This window comes from Chryseobacterium gwangjuense, from assembly GCF_021311115.1.
GTDB classification, from domain to species: domain Bacteria; phylum Bacteroidota; class Bacteroidia; order Flavobacteriales; family Weeksellaceae; genus Chryseobacterium; species Chryseobacterium gwangjuense.
In genome coordinates, this window is sequence record NZ_JAJTNP010000007.1 from 161,479 (window position 1) to 179,181 (window position 17,703).

Sequence of the window (17,703 nt, forward strand, 5' to 3'; positions counted from 1 at the left end):
CTTCTTTGATTTGTTTCAAAAAAGGTTTATTCACTTATAATTTTATTTGCTATTCTTTTTTTACTGTATTAAAATTAATACTTAGATTTAAAAATCCAAATAGATTTCCATTTTTAATATCATACTTCAAGATCAACGGAATCCAAACATCTTTATATGCTCTTATTCTTATGTCTGAAGTAGCATAAAAACCTTCTGATTGAGTTTTAATTTCGTTATTAAAATTCCTTCTAAACTCAAAAGACGGCTTAACTTCCAGTACAGATCTTTCTTTACTTAAAAATGAAATATTCAATCCTAATTGAGATTCAAAAAATCGCTCATTGATATTTAATGAGTCCTTGGAAGAATTTAAGGAATTTCTAAAATCAATTTCCATTTTAATGTTCTTGGTTTTTATTCCTTTCAAAAAAACAGTTTCTATCTTATACTCTTCTAAAAATTTGGATGTCTCACTGAAAGAACTATTAAACCCTAAAAACAAATATGGTTTTCGTTCTATTTCAGCTATATCTTCCTCATATTGTTCATCAAAAATTTCATAAAAACTATTGAAATTTTTGGGTAAATATTTTCTAAACTCCTCAGGAAATTCTTTAAAAGGAATAATCATTATTTTATCCGGTGATTTGTATTTACTTTCAATATCAAAAATAACTTTCAATTTTTCATTGGTCTTCGTTTCATCATTTGTTTTAAGGAGCTCTTCACGATATGAATCAATTGCTTTGGTAAAAGTATGTCTATATTTATTGTATATTTCACCAGATTTTGTGTCTACAAGTGTATTTATGCTTTTGTCTCGCTTGTTATAAGCCCATCCCAAACCATATGTAAATCCTTTAAGACTATAATCATCTTTAAGAGATAGCCCAGCATCAATCTGAAAGTTTCGGGTAAAACTTTCTTTTTCATAATTATAGTCTATCCAGAGGTCTTTGTTCACCTGAGCTTTTAGATTAAATAAAGTCGTCTTGAATTCAACTTTTTTATCTTCTCCTCCCAAGTCTTTTAATGCAATCTGAAAATAGTTCGTTAAAACATCTTTCCAGTTCGCAGAGTTCTTTTCATTCAGATTTTCTAAAATTTCTTTTTTAGTAACATCTTTTTCAAGGCTATCTTTTTTAAGATTATTATTTTGTCCAAAAAAAGAGCAACTTGAAACAATTAATAAAAAAAGTATTATGTTTCTCATGATTAACTTGTTTTAAGGTAATAATGTCCACTAACTTCATAATCAGTTACTATTAGAGGATTTACAGAAGACCCTGAAAGTATATTAATATTATCACCACTCACCTCTATTTCAACTTTTTTATCATCAGAATTCGGTCCTGAGCCGTAGATATAAAGCTGATATCTTCCGCTGAGATTATTGAAGCTTTTTACAAAACTTTTTCTTTTTGTTTCTGCTGTCAGTAAATGATTGCCAGAATAAAGTTCATATGTAATTCCGAAAGCAGAGCTACCTCCTGAAACTATTACTTGTAATGTTAAATTTGCCATGATAATTAGTTTTTAGTTATTAATTTATTATTTTCTAGGTGAAGGAGACAAAAGACCAGCTAATGCACCAATTGCTCCTGAAGAAATAGTAGCAAAAATAGTTACCAACTGACTATCAGGTTCTCCTTCGCTCCAAAAGGACAGAAGAATAAGTCCTGCTATGATAGCTATAATAGCTAATCCAAGCATAATCACTATAATCCTGTATATCCAGTAATCTGTATCTTTTGGATTTGTAGTGACCAGATTTTCTGCAGCTCTAACAGGATTTTCTCTAAATTGTTCCTGAAGCGCCGGATTATTATTTAATGCCGCCTTAAAGTCATCAAACGTGTTTTCAATTGTAGTTTTCATGGTTACTAGTTTTTAGTTTTCTACCTCAAAGTTCCGCTTAATAGAAAGCCATGTCAATTACACAAATGGGTGATTCTTATAACAAAAAAACAGCATCATTTTTATGATGCTGTGATTATTTAAAGTCAAAAATTCTTACAAATCTATCCTGAAAAACAAATGAGTTCCGTTTTCAGTGGTGACTTCACAATGTCCGTTTTGTTCCTGCATTCTTCGTTTCATATTTCGAAGTCCGTTTCCATCAGGTTTTTCATGATTGATTCCAACACCATTGTCGGAGATTTTCATCATGAATTCTTTGTCATTTTGAACGAACGAAAGTTTTAATTGATTGGATTGGCTGTGTTTGTATGCATTATTCAAAGCTTCTTTTAAACATAAGAACAAATTTCTTCTTTGCTCTGTAGAAATCATTGTTTCAGCAACTACATTTTCACTTTCTGTACTCAACTGAATTTTTGTTTTCTTAAGAAAATTATAGGCATATATTTTTGAGTAGTCAATGAAGCTTCCTAAGGTATCGTTTCCTGAGTTCAAACTCCAAAGCATTTCACGCATAGAGAGATTCATTTCTTCTGAGGTTTTCAAAAGTTCGTCGATGTCGTTTTGCAAATCTTCATCTTGTGCTCGTTGTTTTAAAAATTCTGCCTGAAGTTTTAACGCTGAAATTCCGGCTCCTAGATCATCATGCATATCATGGGAAATTCTTTCCCGTTCTTTTTCTATTGATCTTTGCTTTTCAAGTTCTTTTTGAAGAAGCTGGTTTTGGTGCTCAGATTCTTTGAGTTGCCTTTCTTTTAAGTGAAGAAGTTGTTTTCTATTGTACATCAAAACGACAAATACAATAAAAATGACAAAGCATATCATGATAACGATAGCGGTGAGGTATATAAATTTTATTTCAAAGGGTAGTTCTTTCATTTTTCACACATTAAACCTTTAAAAAAAATGATGTAAGAAACAATGGTAGCTATCTGAAAGATTATTTTTAGCATATTTGAAAATTCTAAATCTGAGACTACAAAAAAGTACATCGGGAACATTCTGAAAATGTAAAAAATAGCCCAAAGCAATAAAGAACTGCTTATCCAAAAAAAAACAAGTTTTAAAATATTGTTTTCTCTGTTTTCATCTGATATTTTTCTATAAAACCAGAATAGTGAGATAAAAATCAAAAAGATAGAATATAAAAAACCTGTTAATATAGAATAATGTGTCTTAGAAAAAAGCATACCTATGATCCCTAAAACAATGCATAGAATAGATCCTATTTTAATAATTTCATCTCGTTTAAGTTCATGAAAAAAAATAAAACCAAAATAACCAATACAAAATATATCTAAATAATTATAAATTCTTGATGTTATAAAGGAAACTTTACACTGAACAAGTAATTCTATAATAATAGTTACCGCAAAATAGAGCCAAAAATAGTGTTTCCATAATTTTTTAAAAACTATGGAAACAACTAAGCTCGAGAAGATAACTATATAATATAAAGCATCTAAAAAACTCATTTTCTAACAATTTGATTCATTCGGAGGAGGGCAAAGTCCGTTTCTGTCAAAAACTCCTGTTTCGCCCATTGGTGTAAACTCTGTTCCATTTCGCTCTTCCAGTATCATAATAAATGTAAATCTATTTTTGTACGATAAACTTTCAGAATCAATATCTCTCATATGTATCGCTGGATAAAAGGAAATAACAATATTAGCCGTAGGTTTTTCTTCCTGCTGTGTCAGTAATTCATTATAAACGATATTCCCTAAAATAAAACGTTTTGTATTACGAGCAGTCTCATCATTTCGTTTTTCCTGAATATATTCATCTAAGGTTGCCTTTAGATTTGCATCATAAACAGATTTATAATTTGAAAACTCATCTTCTGTAATGTCTTCTTTTGCTTCGCAATTGCTAATAATAGAGTAATTTTCATTGGCATCCTGAGACATAAAAAATAAACCGTCATTATTCTCCCCTAAAAATATTTTTATAGTCTCATTGTTTTCAAAAAGATCACGTGCTACTTCACTTGTTATGAACATACGTTTTTCATACTTATCAGAAACTGTTGAATAAAATTCTTGAAGCATTTGAAAAGCATCTTCTGCAGGCATTTTACTTGTTATAGGATCGTTCCAGTTTCCTTTTTGACCTCCTTTATTTCGATAGATATCAAAGTCAGCCTCTTTATCACTAACCTGTTCATAAATTTTCATTTTTTTCCAATCAATATTATCCGGCTTATTGCGGTAACGGTTCTCATTTTGTTCGTTTACATCAACAACTGAATTTAGTTCATTTTGATTTTTGTTCATGGCTTTTAGTTTTTAAAATGGTTAAATTTATTAATAGCCTCCACTTTATTATTGACGTGAAGTTTTCTGTAGATGTTTCCGACATGTTTTTTTACGGTATCGATGCTGATACATTTTTGATCGGCAATTTCTTTGTAAAGAAGACCTTCAGATAAAAGTTCCAAAATTTCTTTCTCTCGTTCGGTAAGCTCATCGAAACCTTTTATTTCCGGTAATTTTCTTTCGAAATGATTTAAGACTTTCCGGGCAATAGAAAAGCTCATGGGTGCACCTCCGTTATATACATCACGGATGGAAGTCAATATTTTATCCATACTTTCACCTTTGATGAGATAACCGGTGGCTCCGGCTTTTAGAGAGTTGAAAATTTTGTCGTCGTCCTCAAAACTTGTACACATGATGAACTGTGTTTTTGGCATTTCCTTGCGCAGCTTCTCGATAATTTCTATTCCAAGCATATCCTGCAATTGGATATCCATCATCACTACATCCGGAGAAATATCAGTTAGATTTTTTAAAGCATCGTTGCCGTCAAAAAACTGAGCCACAACTTTCATGTCTTCCTGATAATTAATGACCTTCTTCAACGCATTGTTGTAGTTTTTTTCATCTTCTACTATGGCTATGGAAATGCTCATGTTTTGGAATTTTGTTTAAGACAAATTTCTACAGAAAACAAAGCTGAAACAATTACACGTTTGGGTAATTTTAAAGTTTTGAGTTTCCTGGTATTGGTTTAGTTTTTGTTTTTATTAAATTTAACAAAAAATTCTCTTATTATAGTAGAATAATAATTATCAATACATTAAAAATAATCATCATGAAAAAAGGTCTTATCATAGCAATTTCGACTATTGCATTATCGGTAATCAGCTGTAAAAAGAGCGAAAGTGGAAATAAAGATGTATTAAAAGCAGGAGAGTCAAGTGCTATTTTAGCAGACAACGGAAAAGTTGATTCAACCATCAGTTACAATACAGATATCAACGGGAAGAAAAGTATAAAGACAGATTATGTTTATAAAGCGACTGACGGAAGCTTGGTGAAAGTGGTATTTGATTATGAGGAAAAAACAATGAATATCAGAAGCAATAATAAAACATTCATTCTGAATAAAATTGAATCTAAAGGAAACGAAACGACTTACGAAAAAATGGATATGAAAGCCAAAGTAACAAAAGATAGTCTTATTCTTGATCAGGGAAGCAATATCATAGAACTGGCAAAGACCAAAATCTAAGGCATAAAAAAACCGTTCAGAAATCTGAACGGTTTTTTATTTATACCTGAATGAATATTATTCTTCAGTTTTTTCTTCTGTAGAATCAGCAGCTTCAGCCGTAGGCTCAGCAGCTTTTTCTTCTACTACAGGAGCTTCAGCAACTACAGCAGTTTTAGCTGTTGTAGATCTTCTGCTTCTTCTTGTAGTCTTCTTCTCTTCAGCATTAGGATTATAAAGCTCATTGAAGTCTACCAATTCGATAAGAGCAGTATCAGCAGCATCACCTGGTCTGAATCCTGTCTTGATGATTCTTGTATAACCACCGTTTCTCTCAGCGATTTTAGGAGCTACAGTTCTGAATAATTCTGTAACTGCTTCTTTATTTTGAAGATATGAAAAAACAATTCTTCTGTTGTGTGTAGTATCTTCTTTTGCTTTTGTTAATAGAGGCTCAACATATACTCTTAAAGCCTTAGCTTTAGCTACAGTAGTGTTGATTCTTTTATGCTCAATTAGAGAACAAGCCATATTAGAAAGTAAAGCGCTTCTGTGAGAAGCCGTTCTTCCTAAGTGATTGAATTTTTTACCGTGTCTCATTATTAATTAATTATCAGCGTCTAATTTATATTTTGCAACGTCGAAACCGAAGTTAAGACCTTTTGAATGCACTAATTCTTCTAGTTCTGTCAAAGATTTTTTACCAAAATTTCTGAATTTCATCAAATCAGACTTACTGTAAGAAACCAATTCTCCAAGAGTTTCTACTTCAGCTGCTTTTAGACAGTTTAGGGCTCTTACAGAAAGATCCATATCTGCTAATTTAGACTTAAGTAATTGTCTTGTGTGAAGAGTTTCCTCGTCATATTGAATAGATGCTTTTACAGCTTCAGTCTCCAAAGTGATTCTCTCATCAGAGAACAACATGAAGTGATAAATTAATATCTTAGAAGCTTCTGTTAAAGCGTTCTGAGGACTGATAGATCCGTCAGTTTCTATATCTAATACAAGTTTTTCGTAGTCTGTTTTTTGCTCTACACGATAATTTTCAATGCTGTATTGTACTTTCTTGATCGGCGTGAAAATAGAGTCAATAGCAATAGTACCTACAGGTGCATTGTTTGACTTATTTTGTTCTGAAGGAACATATCCTCTACCTTTTTCAATATTGAAAGTAATTTCGAAAGTAACATCAGAATTCAGGTTACAAATTACTAGATCCGGGTTTAACACCCCAAATCCGCTAATTGCTTTACCTAAATCTCCAGCAGTGATGATCGTTTGCCCCGAAACTTTAGCAACTACCTGCTCATTAGCCTGGTTTTCTGCCGCAGCTTTTAATCTTACCTGCTTAAGGTTAAGAATAATTTCGGTAACATCTTCGATTACTCCCGGAATAGTTGAAAATTCGTGCTCTACACCTTCTATTTTGATAGATGAAATAGCATATCCTTCCAGAGAAGAAAGCAACACTCTTCTCAAAGCATTACCGATTGTAAGCCCGAAACCTGGTTCTAAAGGTCTGAATTCGAATTGACCTTTAAATTCATCAGAGTTAAGTAAAATTACTTTATCGGGTTTTATGAATTGTAAAATTGCCATATTATTGGGTTGAGCAAAAATTTGATTAAAAAATTATTTAGAGTAAAGTTCGACGATAAGCTGTTCCTTGATGTCTTCCGGAATTTGGATTCTCTCAGGAGCAGATACGAAAGTACCTTCTTTCTTCTCATCGTTGAATTGTAACCACTCGTAGTTTGACTTTGATGCCAAAGCGTCAGCTACAACTTCTAGAGACTTAGATTTTTCTCTTACAGCGATTACATCACCAGCTTTTACTAAATAAGATGGAATGTTAAGGATCTCACCATTCACAGTGATGTGTCTGTGAGAAGTTAACTGTCTTGCAGCAGATCTAGTTTTAGCAAAACCTAATCTGTATACAACGTTATCCAATCTTGATTCGCAAAGCTGTAATAGAACCTCACCTGTTACACCTTTACTTCTGTGTGCTTTTTCAAATAGATTAGCAAACTGTCTTTCTAAAATACCGTAAGTATATTTAGCTTTTTGTTTTTCAGCTAACTGAACTGCATATTCTGATTTTTTAGCACCTCTTCTTTTGTTAGGACCGTGTTGTCCTGGCGGTTGGTTTTTTCTTTTCTCGAAGTTTTTGTCATCTCCGTAGATTGCAGCACCAAACTTTCTAGCAATCTTAGTTTTAGGTCCAATATATCTTGCCATAATGGGTAAATTCTAAAAATTAAACTCTTCTTCTTTTTGGTGGTCTACATCCATTGTGTGGCATAGGAGTCACATCAATGATTTCGCTAACTTCAATTCCTGAATTGTGAATAGTTCTGATTGCAGATTCTCTACCTGCACCTGGACCTTTCACAAACACCTTTACTCTTCTTAAACCAGCTTCGTGAGCTACAGCAGAGCAATTTTCAGCTGCCATCTGAGCAGCAAATGGAGTATTCTTTTTAGAACCTCTGAATCCCATTTTACCGGCAGAAGCCCAAGAGATAACCTCTCCGTTTTTATTTGTTAAAGAAATGATGATGTTATTGAAAGAAGCCTGAATATGTGCTTCACCAATAGCTTCAACTTTTACTTTTCTTTTTTTAACTACTTTAGTTTGTTTTGCCATAATTCCTAACGATTATTTACTAGCTTTTTTCTTGTTAGCAACAGTTTTTCTCTTTCCTTTACGGGTTCTAGAGTTGTTTTTCGTTCTCTGGCCTCTTAAAGGTAATCCAAGTCTGTGACGTATTCCTCGTTGGCATCCTATGTCCATCAATCTCTTGATGTTCAATTGCACTTCAGATCTTAATTCTCCTTCTACTTTTACGTTTTCTGAGATATACGTTCTGATTGCAGCCAATTCATCGTCATTCCATTCGTTGACTTTCTTGTCTTCGCTGATACCGGCAGCTTTAAGGATTTCAGAAGAAGTACTTCTTCCAACTCCGTAGATGTAAGTTAAACCGATAACGCCTCTTTTGTTTTTTGGTAAATCAATACCTGAAATTCTCGCCATAATTTAATTTTAGCCTTGTCTTTGTTTAAATTTTGGGTTTTTCTTGTTGATTACAAACAGTACACCTTTTCTGCGTACGATTTTGCAATCAGCGCTTCTTTTTTTAATTGATGCTCTTACTTTCATTTTGATAGTATTTATTTTTTAACAATAGCCAAATGGAACTTACGCTCCATTTGGCAGATTGTTTTTAATATCTAAATGTGATTCTCCCTTTTGTTAAATCATAGGGAGACATTTCTAATTTTACCTTATCACCAGGCAAAAGTTTAATATAATGCATTCGCATTTTACCAGAAATATGAGCAATAAGTATATGCCCATTCTCTAGCTCTACACGGAACTGAGCGTTCGAAAGTGCTTCCGTAATAACGCCGTCTTGTTCAATATGTTTTTGTTTTGCCATAAATTAATATCCAGTCGTTCTTGATAATTTAGACTGCATTAAGCCATCATAATGATGGTTCAGCAGATATGTATTAATCTGTTGAACAGTATCTAAAATTACTCCAACCATAATCAATAATGATGTCCCCCCGAAAAATAGGGCGAACGCATCTGTCTGAACAAAGCTTCCATGCACAATTGCTGGAAGGACTGCAAAGATAGATAAAAATATTGCACCAGGCAAGGTAATTTTTGATAAAATATCATCTAAATAATCAGCGGTCTCTTTTCCGGGTCTTACTTTCGGTACTAAACCTCCGTTTCTCTTCAAATCATCAGCCATTTGGTTTACAGGAATAGTAATCGCAGTATAGAAGAATGAGAAGATAATAATTAATAGTGCGAACAATACATTGTACTGCCAGCTAAAAACATTCTTGAAACCTGCAAGAAAAGTGTTAGACTCATCTACTTTTGTTAACAAACCAGGTACGAACATCAATGCCTGAGCAAAGATGATCGGCATTACACCGGCAGCATTAACTTTCAATGGAATCCACTGTCTTGCTCCTTGCATAAGATTTCTGTTTACACCTCCTCTTGCTTGAGCTCTGCTAACATACTGAATTGGAATTTTTCTAACAGCAACGGATAATACCACTGCCAATAGAACAACCAACATCCAGAAAATCACTTCAATAAGGATCATGATAGATCCCATTCCTCCTTTTCCGTTCTGCACGGCCATTTCCTGTACGAATGCTTCTGGTAATCTTGAAAGGATTCCTACCATAATAAGGATAGAAATACCGTTCCCGATACCTTTGTCGGTGATTTTCTCACCTAACCACATTGCGAATACTGAACCAGCTACCAAAATAACAATACTTGGTAACCAGAACATGATAGAATTTGGCTCTACATAATATGCAGTTCCGAATTGAGCATACGGTAAGAATAATTGAGTAATAGAAGTTAAATAAGAAGGTGCTTGTACAAGACAAACCCCTATAGTCAACCATCTAGTAATTTGGTTCAATGTATTTCTACCTGACTCTCCATCTTTCTGAAGCTTCTGAAGATAAGGAATAGCCATCCCCATCAACTGAACAATAATAGAAGCAGAAATATAAGGCATGATACCTAACGCCATTACGGAAGCGTGGCTGAAAGCTCCCCCCGTAAACGACGAAAGCAAGCCAAGGAGACCTGCTCCTTGCTTGTTACCGCCTTGATTTTTATAATGCTCTAAGAGATCTCCTACTTCTGCAAGGTTAATTGCAGGTAAAGAGATATAAGATGCGAATCTATACACAAGGATAATACCTAAAGTAAAGATAATTTTATCTCTAAGTTCCTTTAAGCTCCAAATATTTTTTAATGTTTGTATAAATTCTTTCATTAGTAACTATTATAAGGTAATTGCTTTTCCACCTGCTTTAGCAATAAGCTCTTCAGCAGATTTAGTGAATTTGTCAGCAGAGATTGAAACCGCAGATTTCAACTCTCCTCTACCCATAATTTTCACTAATTCGTTTTTAGTAATTAATCCGTTCTCAATCATAACTTCTCTTGTAATATCTCCAGTGATAGATTTATTCTCGATTAAAGTTTGAATTGTATCAAGGTTAATTCCTCTAAACTCTTTTCTGTTTACGTTTTTGAATCCGAATTTCGGTAATCTTCTTTGTAAAGGCATCTGACCTCCTTCAAAACCGATCTTCTGAGAATAACCAGCTCTTGCTTTCTGTCCTTTATGTCCTTTTGTAGCAGTACCTCCTTTTCCACTACCTTGACCTCTACCAATTCTTTTTGAATTGAAAGTAGATCCTGCAGCAGGTTTTATGTTATTTAAATTCATTTTAATTTCTTTTGTTAAAAATTATTTTTGAACTTCAAGTAAATGACTAACTGCAGCTATCATTCCTAAGATAGAAGGAGTAGCTTCGTGTTCTACAACTTGATGAAGTTTCTTAAATCCTAATGCTTCAAGCGTTCTCTTTTGGGTTTTTGTTCTTCCAATAGCGCTTCTTACTTGCTTTACTTTGATTGTTGCCATTGTTTTATATATTAACCGTTAAACACTTTAGTTAGAGAAACTCCTCTCATTCTAGCAATTTCTTCAGGTCTTCTGATATCCAATAACGCTTTGAAAGTAGCTTTCACCACGTTGTGAGGGTTTGAAGATCCTTTAGATTTTGAAAGGATATCGTGAATACCAGCAGACTCAAGTACCGCTCTTACCGCACCTCCGGCGATAAGTCCTGTACCATGAGAAGCAGGTCTTAAGAAGATATCTGCACCTCCGTATCTAGCAGTAGTTTGGTGAGGAATTGTGTGGTTCATTACAGGAACTTTCACAAGGTTTTTCTTAGCGTCTTCAACTGCTTTAGCAATTGCAGAAGCAACCTCTTTAGATTTTCCTAATCCGTAACCGATCACTCCATCTTCGTTACCTACAACTACGATAGCAGAGAATCCGAAAGCTCTACCTCCTTTAGTTACTTTTGTTACTCTGTTAACAGCTACGAGACGATCTTTAAGTTCTAATCCTCCCGGTTTTACTCTTTCTATATTATCTAGTCCTAACATATTTCCGAAATTTAATGATTAGAATTTAAGTCCACCTTCTCTCGCACCATCAGCTAGAGCCTTAACTCTTCCGTGATATACGAAACCGTTTCTATCAAATACAATATTTTCAATTCCTGCAGCGATAGCTTTTGTAGCGATAGCTTTACCTACAGCAGCAGAAACTTCAGTTTTAGTTCCGTTAGCGTCAACTCCTTTCTCTCTAGAAGAAGCAGAAGCTAAAGTTTTTCCACTGTTATCGTCGATTAACTGAGCGTAAATTTCCTTATTACTTTTGTATACAGATAATCTTGGCAATTCAGAAGATCCAGAGATTTTCCCTCTTACTCTTCTTTTTATTCTTATTCTTTTTTCTAATTTACTTAATGCCATAATACTTATAATTTATTAAGCAGATTTACCAGCTTTACGTCTAACAATTTCTCCTACGAATCTTACACCTTTTCCTTTGTATGGCTCAGGCTTTCTGAAAGAACGGATCTTTGCAGCTACCATCCCTAGAAGTTGGTTGTCGTGAGACGTTAAAGTAATAATTGGGTTTTTACCTTTTTCAGTCAATGTATCTACTTTTACTTCACCTGGAAGTTCTAGTACAATACCGTGAGAGAATCCTAAAGCTAACTCAAGTTTTTGACCTGCGTGTGAAGCTCTGTATCCTACCCCTACTAGTTCTAGTTTCTTTTCGAAACCTGTATTTACACCAACAATCATGTTGTTGATTAACGCTCTGTATAAACCGTGAAGCGCTTTGTGTTGTTTAGCATCAGATGGTCTGTTTACATTCAGTTCACCATCTTTCTGTTCTATAGTAATTCCTGCTGTAAGTTCCTGAGAAAGTTCTCCTTTAGGACCTTTTACAGTTACCACACCGTTGTTTTCAGTGATTGTAACTCCTGCTGGAATTGTTATAATTGCTTTACCAATTCTTGACATTTTCCTCTGATTAAAAATTAATAAACATAGCAGATTACTTCACCGCCTACTTTTTCTTCTCTAGCTTTCTTGTCAGTCATTACTCCTTTAGAAGTAGAGATGATAGAAATACCCAAACCGTTTAGTACTCTTGGAAGTTCTCCTGAACCTTTGTACTGTCTCAAACCTGGTCTAGAAGCTCTTTGGATAGACTTAATAGCTGGTTTGTTAGTTTGCTTATCGTACTTCAAAGCGATTTTGATCGTACCTTGAACAGCGCTATCTTCAAACTTGTAGTTTAAGATATACCCTTGATCAAATAAGATCTTAGTAATCTCCTTTTTGATTTTCGATGCAGGAATTTCCACCACTTTGTGGCCTGCGCTTTGTGCGTTCCTTACTCTTGTTAGGAAATCTGAAATTGGATCTGTTACCATTTTTCTTTTATAAATTATTGGTTAAAGAACAATCAGTATTGTAAAGACTTGAAGAGTAAAATATCAGACTTCAGAAATCTTCGGTCTGATATTTTTTATCTTTAGTATCTAGACAACTTAATTGTCCCGATTTTTAATTAGTAATTATTACCAACTAGCTTTTTTAACTCCCGGGATAAGACCGTTGTTTGCCATTTCTCTGAAAGTTACTCTGGAAATACCAAACGTTCTCATGTACCCTCTTGGTCTACCTGTTAGTTTACATCTGTTGTGTAATCTTACAGGAGAAGCATTTTTAGGCAATTTTTGAAGTCCTTCGTAATCACCAGCTTCTTTAAGAGCTTGTCTTTTAGCAGCGTATTTAGCAACTAGTGCTTCTCTTTTGCGCTCACGCGCTTTCATTGATTCTTTAGCCATTTCTTAGTTCTTTTTAAATGGTAAACCGAAGTGAGTTAATAATGCTTTTGCTTCTTTATCTGTTTTCGCAGTTGTAACGAAAGTGATGTCCATCCCTTGGATTTTTTTCACTTTGTCGATTACGATCTCAGGGAAGATAATTTGCTCAGTGATACCTAAGTTATAGTTACCTCTACCATCAAATCCGTCAGCTTTGATACCAGAGAAATCTCTAATACGTGGCAATGCAGAAGAAGTTAATCTATCTAAGAACTCATACATTTTATTAGCTCTAAGAGTAACTTTAGCACCTACAGGCATACCTTTTCTCAATTTGAAAGCAGCTTCGTCTTTCTTAGAGATAGTACCTACAGCCTTCTGACCAGTGATGTTTGTTAATTCTTCAACAGCATAATCAATGATTTTTTTGTCTGCAGTAGCATCACCTAAACCTTGAGATAAGATGATTTTTTCCAATTTAGGCACTTGCATTACTGACTTGTACCCGAATTCTTCCATCATTGCAGGAACAATCGTTTCTTTATATGCTTTTTTGGGTCTTGCTATATATTCCATGTGTTATTTAAAATTATAAAGTTTCACCCGTTTTTTTGTTGATTCTTACTTTTTTATCTCCTTCGATTTTGTAACCGATTTTGATAGCTTTTCCGTCTTTACCAACTAAAGCTACGTTTGAGATATGAATAGAAGCTTCTCTTTCAACGATTCCTCCTTGAGGATTTGAAGCTGAAGGCTTAACGTGCTTTTTGATGATGTTAAGTCCTGCAACAACTACTCTAGGGTCTTTTCCTTCTTTTTTGATCACTTCAATAACTTCACCTGTACCACCTTTAAGACCTTTCTTACCTGTAGTTACGATTACGTTATCTCCTCTTTTTATTTTTAACTTTGACATTTTCTTTTAAAAATTTTTAAAATTAAAGTACTTCAGGAGCTAATGAAATGATTTTCATATATTCTTTGTCTCTCAACTCACGAGCAACTGGTCCGAAAACACGTGTTCCTCTCATTTCTCCTGCTGCGTTTAGTAATACACAAGCATTGTCTTCGAATTTGATGTATGAACCATCTTTTCTTCTAACTGCTTTTTTAGTTCTTACTACTACAGCTTTAGATACCTGACCTTTTTTAGCGTTTCCTGATGGTGTAGAATCTTTGATAGTAACAACGATTTTATCACCAACTGAAGCATATCTTCTTCTGGTTCCTCCCAGAACTCTGATAACCAATACCTCTTTAGCACCTGTGTTATCAGCAACTTTTAATCTTGATTCTGTTTGTAACATTATTACTTAGCTTTTTCAATGATTCTTACTAATCTCCATCTCTTATTCTTGCTCAAAGGTCTAGTTTCTTGGATAAGAACTGTATCTCCTTCGTTGCATTCGTTGTTCTCGTCGTGTGCAGTATATTTTTTCGTTTTTAATACGAATTTACCGTACATCGGGTGTTTGATTCTAGTAGTCTCACTTACAACAATGGTTTTTTCCATTTTATTGCTGGAAACTATTCCGATTCTTTCTTTTCTTAAGTTTCTTTCCATTTTAAAATGAAATTATTGTTTGTTAGTTAACTCTGTATTTAATCTTGCGATCGTCTTTCTCAAATCTTTGATTTGAATCGGGTTTTCAATTGGGCTGATTTTGTGAGCCAATTTCAATTTTTGGTATTGAGCTTTAGCTTCAGTCAACTGAGTTTGAATATCTCCCGCGCTTAAATTTTTAATATCAGCTTTTTTCATTGTATTCAAAGATTATAGAGGTTTAACAAAATCGTTAGCAACTACAAATTTAGTAACTACTGGTAATTTCTGTGCAGCAAGCCTAAGAGCTTCTTTTGCTACGTCGTAAGGAACACCTCCGATTTCGAACATAATTTTACCTGGTTTTACTACAGCTACCCAATATTCCACAGCACCTTTACCTTTACCCATACGTACTTCCGCAGGTTTTTTAGTAATTGGCTTATCTGGGAAGATTTTGATCCATAGTTGACCTTCTCTCTTCATATATCTTGTCGCAGCGATACGCGCAGCTTCAATTTGTCTTGCAGTGATCCAAGCACCTTCTGTTGCTTTGATTCCGAAAGTTCCATAAGCAAGTTGATTACCTCTCTGAGCAATCCCCTTCATCTTCATCTTATGAACTCTACGGAATTTGGTTCTTTTTGGTTGTAACATAATTTTCTAAATTTTAGATTTTAGATTTTAGATTTTAGATTTTAAAAAAGTAACGGCAATTTAAAATTCAAAATTTGCAATCTAAAATTTTTAATTATTATTGTTTCTTCTTGGTTTTCTGTTGTCTCTGTCTCCTCTCTCTCTGTTTCCTCCTCCTGCAGGTCCTTTCTTCTGTTGTCCCACTAGTGGAGAAAGTTCTCTTTTACCGTAAACTTCTCCTTTCATGATCCAAACTTTAACTCCTAACTTACCGTATTGAGTTAATGCTTCACCGATATGATAATCGATATCTGCTCTGAAAGTAGACAATGGAATTCTTCCTTCTTTGAAAGATTCGCTTCTTGCCATTTCTGCACCATTCAATCTTCCTGAGATTTGAACTTTGATACCTTCTGCACCCATTCTCATTGTACCTGCCATTGCCATTTTAACAGCTCTTCTATAAGAAATTCTGTTTTCAATTTGCTTAGCGATACTATCAGCAACTAATACAGCATCTAGTTCAGGTCTTTTGATTTCGAAAATATTGATTTGAATATCCTTACCTGTAAGTTTCTTCAATTCTTCTTTCAATTTATCAACTTCCTGACCTCCTTTACCGATGATAAGTCCTGGTCTTGCAGTAGTGATTGTAACTGTTACTAATTTAAGTGTTCTCTCAATATAAATTTTTGAAATACCACCTTTAGATAATCTAGCTTCAAGGTATCTTCTGATTTTGTAGTCTTCAGCGATTCTGTCTCCATAATCGTTTCCACCAAACCAGTTAGAATCCCATCCTCTGATGATACCTAATCTATTACCAATTGGATTTGTCTTCTGTCCCATACCTTGATTAATTTTCTTTTTTACCTAAGATTAATGTAATGTGGTTTGATCTTTTTCTGATTCTATACCCTCTACCTTGTGGAGCTGGTCTTAGTCTCTTCAATTGTCTTGCACTGTCTACAAAAATTTCTTTAACGATAAGGTTTGCTTCTTCAATATCAGCACCCTCGTTTTTAGTTTGCCAGTTTGCCATTGCAGAAAGTAAAACTTTCTCCAATTTGTTTGACGCATCTTTTTTAGAATATTTTAGAATGCTTAAAGCTTTTTCTACTTCTACTCCTCTGATGATATCAGCTACTAATCTCATTTTTCTTGGAGAAGACGGGCAATCATTATGTAATGCTTTTACTACATCCTGATTTGTTAATTTACGTGCTAATGCACTTTCTCTTTTTCTTGATCCCATGATTATCTGCTACCTTTGTTTTTGTTACCACCATGACCTCTGAAAGATCTTGTTGGAGAAAATTCGCCTAACTTGTGACCAACCATGTTTTCTGTAACATAAACAGGGATAAAAGATTTCCCGTTGTGTACCGCAATAGTTTGCCCTACGAAGTCTGGAGAAATCATTGATGCTCTAGACCAAGTTTTGATAACTGTTTTCTTATTAGCTTCTATATTTGCCTGAACCTTCTTATCTAAAGTATGATGAATGAACGGTCCTTTCTTAAGTGATCTTGCCATAATTATTTTCTTTTAGATACGATGTAACGGTTAGACACTTTGTTTTTCTTTCTAGTTTTGTAACCTTTAGATGGCATACCATTTCTAGATCTTGGGTGACCTCCAGAAGAACGTCCTTCACCACCTCCCATTGGGTGATCTACAGGGTTCATTACAACCGCTCTTGTTCTTGGTCTTCTACCTAACCATCTGCTTCTACCAGCTTTACCTGATACCGTTAATTGGTGATCTGAGTTAGAAACTGAACCAATCATAGCCATACATTCAGTAAGGATCATTCTAGATTCTCCTGAAGGCAATTTAATGATTGCATATTTTCCATCTCTTGAAGTTAATTGAGCTGAAGAACCAGCACTTCTTGCTAAAATAGCACCTTGACCAGGCTTCATTTCAACACAAGAAATTACAGTACCCAATGGAATATTTTTCAATTTCATTGCGTTACCTACGTTTGGTTCTACGCTTTCACCTGAAACTACTTTCTGATCTACTTTGATACCGTTTGGAGCGATGATATATCTCTTCTCTCCATCTGCGTACTCTAATAAAGCGATAAATGCAGTTCTGTTTGGATCGTATTCTACAGATTTTACAGTTGCTTCAACGTTTGCTTTGTTTCTTTTGAAGTCAATAATTCTGTATTTCTTTTTGTGTCCACCTCCGGTGTAACGCATGGTCATTTTACCTGTTTGGTTACGTCCACCTGACTTTTTAATACCAACTGTTAGAGATTTCTCTGGTTTGTTAGTAGTAATTTCCTCAAAATTGTTTACAACTCTGAATCTCTGTCCCGGGGTGATAGGTTTTAATTTTCTAACAGACAT

General features: G+C 34.3%; 33 protein-coding genes. 1 reads left to right on the plus strand and 32 read right to left on the minus strand.

Features of this window, described 5'->3' with window-relative positions; genetic code table 11:
* Window positions 1-49 precede the first annotated feature (49 nt).
* From LV842_RS14820 to LV842_RS14850, 7 genes are all read right to left on the minus strand, one after another.
* A complete protein-coding gene (locus LV842_RS14820) occupies window positions 50-1,195 on the minus strand; it encodes a hypothetical protein (protein WP_233112223.1) in 1,146 nt (381 codons plus the stop codon).
* Between the two features lie 2 nt (window positions 1,196-1,197).
* Window positions 1,198-1,506: a hypothetical protein gene (locus LV842_RS14825; RefSeq protein ID WP_233112224.1), complete on the minus strand. Its 309-nt coding sequence runs from the start codon at window positions 1,504-1,506 to the stop codon at window positions 1,198-1,200.
* Between the two features lie 27 nt (window positions 1,507-1,533).
* Window positions 1,534-1,860, minus strand: a complete 327-nt coding sequence (locus LV842_RS14830; RefSeq protein WP_233112225.1) for a hypothetical protein — start codon at window positions 1,858-1,860, stop codon at window positions 1,534-1,536.
* Between the two features lie 135 nt (window positions 1,861-1,995).
* Complete coding sequence (locus LV842_RS14835) at window positions 1,996-2,781, minus strand: sensor histidine kinase (protein WP_233112226.1); 786 nt, start codon at window positions 2,779-2,781, stop codon at window positions 1,996-1,998.
* On the minus strand, window positions 2,778-3,377 hold the full coding sequence (locus LV842_RS14840; protein WP_233112227.1) for a hypothetical protein: 600 nt from the start codon (window positions 3,375-3,377) through the stop codon (window positions 2,778-2,780). The genes LV842_RS14835 and LV842_RS14840 overlap by 4 nt, the downstream gene beginning before the upstream one ends.
* A 3-nt stretch (window positions 3,378-3,380) precedes the next feature.
* Window positions 3,381-4,178, minus strand: a complete 798-nt coding sequence (locus LV842_RS14845) for a hypothetical protein (protein ID WP_233112228.1) — start codon at window positions 4,176-4,178, stop codon at window positions 3,381-3,383.
* A gap of 5 nt (window positions 4,179-4,183) precedes the next feature.
* Window positions 4,184-4,816: a response regulator gene (locus LV842_RS14850; RefSeq protein ID WP_233112229.1), complete on the minus strand. Its 633-nt coding sequence runs from the start codon at window positions 4,814-4,816 to the stop codon at window positions 4,184-4,186.
* Between the two features lie 182 nt (window positions 4,817-4,998).
* Between LV842_RS14850 and LV842_RS14855 the strand changes: the two genes are divergently transcribed.
* Complete coding sequence (locus LV842_RS14855; RefSeq protein WP_233112230.1) at window positions 4,999-5,418, plus strand: hypothetical protein; 420 nt, start codon at window positions 4,999-5,001, stop codon at window positions 5,416-5,418.
* 57 nt (window positions 5,419-5,475) lie between these two features.
* Here the strand turns inward: LV842_RS14855 and rplQ are convergent, their stop codons facing one another.
* From rplQ to rplB, 25 genes are all read right to left on the minus strand, one after another.
* On the minus strand, window positions 5,476-5,997 hold the full coding sequence (rplQ, locus tag LV842_RS14860) for a 50S ribosomal protein L17 (RefSeq protein ID WP_233112231.1): 522 nt from the start codon (window positions 5,995-5,997) through the stop codon (window positions 5,476-5,478).
* A gap of 6 nt (window positions 5,998-6,003) precedes the next feature.
* On the minus strand, window positions 6,004-6,999 hold the full coding sequence (locus LV842_RS14865; RefSeq protein ID WP_233112232.1) for a DNA-directed RNA polymerase subunit alpha: 996 nt from the start codon (window positions 6,997-6,999) through the stop codon (window positions 6,004-6,006).
* Between the two features lie 33 nt (window positions 7,000-7,032).
* Window positions 7,033-7,641, minus strand: coding sequence for a 30S ribosomal protein S4 (gene rpsD, locus LV842_RS14870; protein WP_233112233.1), 609 nt, complete (start codon window positions 7,639-7,641; stop codon window positions 7,033-7,035).
* Window positions 7,642-7,660: 19 nt separating this feature from the next.
* The gene (gene rpsK / locus LV842_RS14875; protein WP_100377191.1) at window positions 7,661-8,050 is read right to left on the minus strand and encodes a 30S ribosomal protein S11; all 390 of its coding nucleotides are present in this window, start codon (window positions 8,048-8,050) and stop codon (window positions 7,661-7,663) included.
* A gap of 12 nt (window positions 8,051-8,062) precedes the next feature.
* Window positions 8,063-8,440, minus strand: coding sequence for a 30S ribosomal protein S13 (rpsM, locus tag LV842_RS14880; RefSeq protein ID WP_007839478.1), 378 nt, complete (start codon window positions 8,438-8,440; stop codon window positions 8,063-8,065).
* Window positions 8,441-8,449: 9 nt separating this feature from the next.
* Complete coding sequence (rpmJ, locus tag LV842_RS14885) at window positions 8,450-8,566, minus strand: 50S ribosomal protein L36 (RefSeq protein WP_007839480.1); 117 nt, start codon at window positions 8,564-8,566, stop codon at window positions 8,450-8,452.
* Window positions 8,567-8,630: 64 nt separating this feature from the next.
* Complete coding sequence (infA, locus tag LV842_RS14890) at window positions 8,631-8,846, minus strand: translation initiation factor IF-1 (RefSeq protein ID WP_034684855.1); 216 nt, start codon at window positions 8,844-8,846, stop codon at window positions 8,631-8,633.
* 3 nt (window positions 8,847-8,849) lie between these two features.
* A complete protein-coding gene (gene secY, locus LV842_RS14895; protein WP_233112234.1) occupies window positions 8,850-10,229 on the minus strand; it encodes a preprotein translocase subunit SecY in 1,380 nt (459 codons plus the stop codon).
* A 9-nt stretch (window positions 10,230-10,238) separates the two neighbouring features.
* The gene (gene rplO, locus LV842_RS14900; protein ID WP_233112235.1) at window positions 10,239-10,688 is read right to left on the minus strand and encodes a 50S ribosomal protein L15; all 450 of its coding nucleotides are present in this window, start codon (window positions 10,686-10,688) and stop codon (window positions 10,239-10,241) included.
* Between the two features lie 21 nt (window positions 10,689-10,709).
* Window positions 10,710-10,886 carry a 50S ribosomal protein L30 gene (rpmD, locus tag LV842_RS14905; protein WP_007839493.1) on the minus strand — a complete coding sequence of 59 codons (177 nt, stop codon included), beginning with the start codon at window positions 10,884-10,886 and terminating at the stop codon, window positions 10,710-10,712.
* An 11-nt stretch (window positions 10,887-10,897) separates the two neighbouring features.
* A complete protein-coding gene (gene rpsE, locus LV842_RS14910; protein ID WP_062162717.1) occupies window positions 10,898-11,419 on the minus strand; it encodes a 30S ribosomal protein S5 in 522 nt (173 codons plus the stop codon).
* Between the two features lie 18 nt (window positions 11,420-11,437).
* A complete protein-coding gene (gene rplR, locus LV842_RS14915; protein WP_233112236.1) occupies window positions 11,438-11,791 on the minus strand; it encodes a 50S ribosomal protein L18 in 354 nt (117 codons plus the stop codon).
* Window positions 11,792-11,806: 15 nt separating this feature from the next.
* Window positions 11,807-12,352 (minus strand): 50S ribosomal protein L6, encoded by a 546-nt coding sequence (rplF, locus tag LV842_RS14920; RefSeq protein WP_233112237.1) that lies wholly within the window; start codon window positions 12,350-12,352, stop codon window positions 11,807-11,809.
* A gap of 17 nt (window positions 12,353-12,369) precedes the next feature.
* A complete protein-coding gene (rpsH, locus tag LV842_RS14925) occupies window positions 12,370-12,768 on the minus strand; it encodes a 30S ribosomal protein S8 (RefSeq protein WP_116095828.1) in 399 nt (132 codons plus the stop codon).
* Window positions 12,769-12,915: 147 nt separating this feature from the next.
* Window positions 12,916-13,185, minus strand: a complete 270-nt coding sequence (gene rpsN / locus LV842_RS14930) for a 30S ribosomal protein S14 (protein ID WP_029297771.1) — start codon at window positions 13,183-13,185, stop codon at window positions 12,916-12,918.
* A 3-nt stretch (window positions 13,186-13,188) separates the two neighbouring features.
* The gene (gene rplE / locus LV842_RS14935; protein WP_039364081.1) at window positions 13,189-13,740 is read right to left on the minus strand and encodes a 50S ribosomal protein L5; all 552 of its coding nucleotides are present in this window, start codon (window positions 13,738-13,740) and stop codon (window positions 13,189-13,191) included.
* A 13-nt stretch (window positions 13,741-13,753) separates the two neighbouring features.
* A complete protein-coding gene (gene rplX, locus LV842_RS14940; RefSeq protein ID WP_233112238.1) occupies window positions 13,754-14,080 on the minus strand; it encodes a 50S ribosomal protein L24 in 327 nt (108 codons plus the stop codon).
* A gap of 22 nt (window positions 14,081-14,102) precedes the next feature.
* Complete coding sequence (gene rplN, locus LV842_RS14945) at window positions 14,103-14,471, minus strand: 50S ribosomal protein L14 (RefSeq protein ID WP_007839504.1); 369 nt, start codon at window positions 14,469-14,471, stop codon at window positions 14,103-14,105.
* Window positions 14,472-14,473: 2 nt separating this feature from the next.
* Window positions 14,474-14,728 carry a 30S ribosomal protein S17 gene (gene rpsQ, locus LV842_RS14950; RefSeq protein WP_233112239.1) on the minus strand — a complete coding sequence of 85 codons (255 nt, stop codon included), beginning with the start codon at window positions 14,726-14,728 and terminating at the stop codon, window positions 14,474-14,476.
* Between the two features lie 12 nt (window positions 14,729-14,740).
* Entirely contained in the window at window positions 14,741-14,926 is a 186-nt protein-coding gene (gene rpmC, locus LV842_RS14955) for a 50S ribosomal protein L29 (protein WP_233112240.1), read from the minus strand.
* A 12-nt stretch (window positions 14,927-14,938) separates the two neighbouring features.
* Window positions 14,939-15,364 carry a 50S ribosomal protein L16 gene (gene rplP / locus LV842_RS14960; RefSeq protein WP_233112241.1) on the minus strand — a complete coding sequence of 142 codons (426 nt, stop codon included), beginning with the start codon at window positions 15,362-15,364 and terminating at the stop codon, window positions 14,939-14,941.
* A 90-nt stretch (window positions 15,365-15,454) separates the two neighbouring features.
* On the minus strand, window positions 15,455-16,192 hold the full coding sequence (gene rpsC, locus LV842_RS14965) for a 30S ribosomal protein S3 (protein WP_233112242.1): 738 nt from the start codon (window positions 16,190-16,192) through the stop codon (window positions 15,455-15,457).
* A 7-nt stretch (window positions 16,193-16,199) separates the two neighbouring features.
* Window positions 16,200-16,598, minus strand: coding sequence for a 50S ribosomal protein L22 (rplV, locus tag LV842_RS14970; RefSeq protein ID WP_233112243.1), 399 nt, complete (start codon window positions 16,596-16,598; stop codon window positions 16,200-16,202).
* A gap of 2 nt (window positions 16,599-16,600) precedes the next feature.
* Window positions 16,601-16,879, minus strand: a complete 279-nt coding sequence (gene rpsS, locus LV842_RS14975) for a 30S ribosomal protein S19 (RefSeq protein WP_034678015.1) — start codon at window positions 16,877-16,879, stop codon at window positions 16,601-16,603.
* 2 nt (window positions 16,880-16,881) lie between these two features.
* Entirely contained in the window at window positions 16,882-17,703 is an 822-nt protein-coding gene (gene rplB / locus LV842_RS14980) for a 50S ribosomal protein L2 (protein ID WP_233112244.1), read from the minus strand.